This window comes from Microcystis sp. M49636_WE2 (genome assembly GCF_030065375.1).
Classification (GTDB): Bacteria; Cyanobacteriota; Cyanobacteriia; order Cyanobacteriales; family Microcystaceae; genus Microcystis; species Microcystis aeruginosa_C.
Genome location: NZ_JASJFG010000731.1, coordinates 1 through 2,083, shown reverse-complemented (window position 1 = coordinate 2,083; position 2,083 = coordinate 1). Strand labels below are relative to the sequence as shown.

The 2,083-nt window shown below is 43.0% G+C and carries 4 protein-coding genes and 1 pseudogene; 2 read left to right on the top strand and 3 right to left on the bottom strand.

Annotation, left to right across the window (positions count from 1 at the left end):
• From PX484_RS16795 to PX484_RS16785, 3 genes are all read right to left on the bottom strand, one after another.
• A partial coding sequence (locus PX484_RS16795; protein WP_288104837.1) for a DUF2973 domain-containing protein occupies nucleotides 1-161 on the bottom strand: 161 nt, incomplete at its 3' end.
• 98 nt (nucleotides 162-259) lie between these two features.
• Nucleotides 260-667 (bottom strand): DUF2605 domain-containing protein, encoded by a 408-nt coding sequence (locus PX484_RS16790; RefSeq protein ID WP_002801381.1) that lies wholly within the window; start codon nucleotides 665-667, stop codon nucleotides 260-262.
• Between the two features lie 15 nt (nucleotides 668-682).
• The gene (locus PX484_RS16785) at nucleotides 683-1,309 is read right to left on the bottom strand and encodes a TenA family protein (RefSeq protein ID WP_287766083.1); all 627 of its coding nucleotides are present in this window, start codon (nucleotides 1,307-1,309) and stop codon (nucleotides 683-685) included.
• A 410-nt stretch (nucleotides 1,310-1,719) separates the two neighbouring features.
• On the opposite strand from PX484_RS16785, the gene PX484_RS16780 reads away from it, so the two are divergent.
• Together PX484_RS16780 and PX484_RS16775 are read left to right on the top strand one after the other, a co-directional pair.
• On the top strand, nucleotides 1,720-1,926 hold the full coding sequence (locus PX484_RS16780) for a hypothetical protein (RefSeq protein WP_002732891.1): 207 nt from the start codon (nucleotides 1,720-1,722) through the stop codon (nucleotides 1,924-1,926).
• Nucleotides 1,927-1,967: 41 nt separating this feature from the next.
• A pseudogene (locus PX484_RS16775) lies at nucleotides 1,968-2,083 on the top strand (amino acid ABC transporter substrate-binding protein); the annotation flags it as partial.

The window sequence follows — 2,083 nt, the reverse complement described above, 5'->3', positions numbered from 1 at the left end:
GGATGGGAAGTCATGGGATAACCGTAGGGATTATAGGAATTAGCCGATTTAGCAGGACGTTTCTGGGAATCCATGCTGACAGTAATCAGACTCCGAATTAAATTATTAATGGTCAAAAAAGCGATAACTGTGAAGGCGAGGATATAGAGCAGATGTAACATTGGCCGAGTCTCCCATGAATTATGTGTGAATATTCCTAATTGCCAAAACTTTATGCTAAAAATTCGCTTAACTCTCTAGCTTACCAAAAAGTTTCAGGTTAAGCGTCAGTTTGAGGAGATTGATATTCTCCCCAACCCTGTAATCGACGACGACGACTGCTGACACCCCAACACTCTGCCACCAACTGATGCCAAGGCAACAACATCTTAGCCTCGATACCCACCTGACCACCCGTGGTTTTAAAGAGTAAATAAGCCGTGGCCACCTCCTGTTGGGCGTTTTTGACTCTTGCTAATAAATCGTCTTGTTCCTCAATGCTGAGAAAGGATAATCTCTCGGATTCGAGGAGGAGACGGGAACGGGAAAACCAATGGGTGAAATCCTCTAGTAGAGGTTCCAAGATAGTTTTCAGGAGTTCGTTTTCGGTGGGTTGCGAAGGAAACATTATTTTTATAATGACGATTTTGCTTACCTTAATCTTAGCGTTATTTATATTTCTTAACATTATGACGGGAAAACTTTAAGATTTGCCCCGGCTGTAGGCGGCACTAAAGAAATCCAGTTCACAACTAAGGGCATAACGATAGGATAAAGAGATATTTTCCGTCATCAGGGCGTATTTATCCGCTAATTCCTCTAACTGGCTTGCTAAAGCTGCGAATTCATCCCCACTATAACTATCAATCCAAGCTTGATAGGGATTCTCAGAAATCGGCTCTAGGGCTAATTGTTGGCCTAGATAAGCATAAAGACGCATACAGGGACTCATCACCACGGCAATCGCACCGATGTCACCCATCCAAGCGGTAGCGAGAAGAAAATCCCGATAGCGACGGGTGGCATTAGCGGGCTGAACCTTTCTCAGGTCAACCCCCCACTGTAAAGCGTAATTTTCGTGTAATTCTAATTCCTTTAATACCCCTGCCGCTAACCGATGAAAGCTAGTAAATCCCTGCCAATCGGGAGCTTTAGCGGCGGCGATACTGTAAGCACGGGCGAAAGATTCCAGAAAAAAAGCATCCTGACCGACATAAAAAGCAAAACAGTCCCGTTTAAGCTCTCCTGTGGCGATACCTCGCACAAAAGGGTGTTCGAGGCAAGCTTGTACTAGATCTTGATGGCTGTGCCAAAGTTGCTGACTAAGCATAGGAAAATACTAATTAGGTGGACGTGGGAATTATGAATTATGAATTATGAATTAGACATCTTCAAAAATTATAACCCAGTCACAGCTTGCTTTTAGCCTATATACTAATTAAGTAGTTCGATAGCTGAAATGTATATCTATCGTTGCTAATTCAATTTCACTGAAAAAATATGAGGCAATTAAAATAATTTTTATTCGGGTAGATTCCTTAACTAGAAAGACTTTTGGTCTTGAGATAATATTAGGTCGAGGTCTATTGGGAAGGGGTGAGTGTTTAAGGTTGGTTAACTAGAGTTCGGCATCTCACAGGGTGACAGAGAGCCTGAGTTGTCACAGTTTCAATTCCTTAACCCAAACTGACGCTAACCCTGTTACAATACAGATAACTGACTAAATTGGAATTAAAGACTATGCGACTTAAGCGATGGGAGTCCCCCCGCCGTCAGGGACGTAACGACAAAGGCAAGGGTGGTTCGGCCCGACAGCGACAACTGAAAAAACAATTTAAAATGTTGTCCAAAAAACTAAAAGGGGGAGAGAGTAACATCTCTCCTCTTTTTTTGTCCCCAGCAATCGCCGCTAAAAAATCTTCCTCTGGGAAACTCTCAGTCTCCTGAAACAGTCCCAGACTTGAGCCACTTTCAGATTAGGAAAAAAAATGAAGCGTACACTTGCCGTCATGACGATGACAGTAGCTTTAACCCTCACCAGTAACCATTCTAGCCTTGCCGGAGCAATCTTCGATCGCATTCAAAAAACTGGGGTAATTACTGC

What these genes read in the sequence shown, in the direction of transcription:
- PX484_RS16785 (WP_287766083.1), bottom strand. Translation starts at nt 1,309, where the DNA reads ATGCTTAGTCAGCAACTTTGGCACAGCCATCAAGATCTAGTACAAGCT.
- PX484_RS16790 (WP_002801381.1), bottom strand. Translation starts at nt 667, where the DNA reads ATGTTAAGAAATATAAATAACGCTAAGATTAAGGTAAGCAAAATCGTC.
- PX484_RS16780 (WP_002732891.1), top strand. Translation starts at nt 1,720, where the DNA reads ATGCGACTTAAGCGATGGGAGTCCCCCCGCCGTCAGGGACGTAACGAC.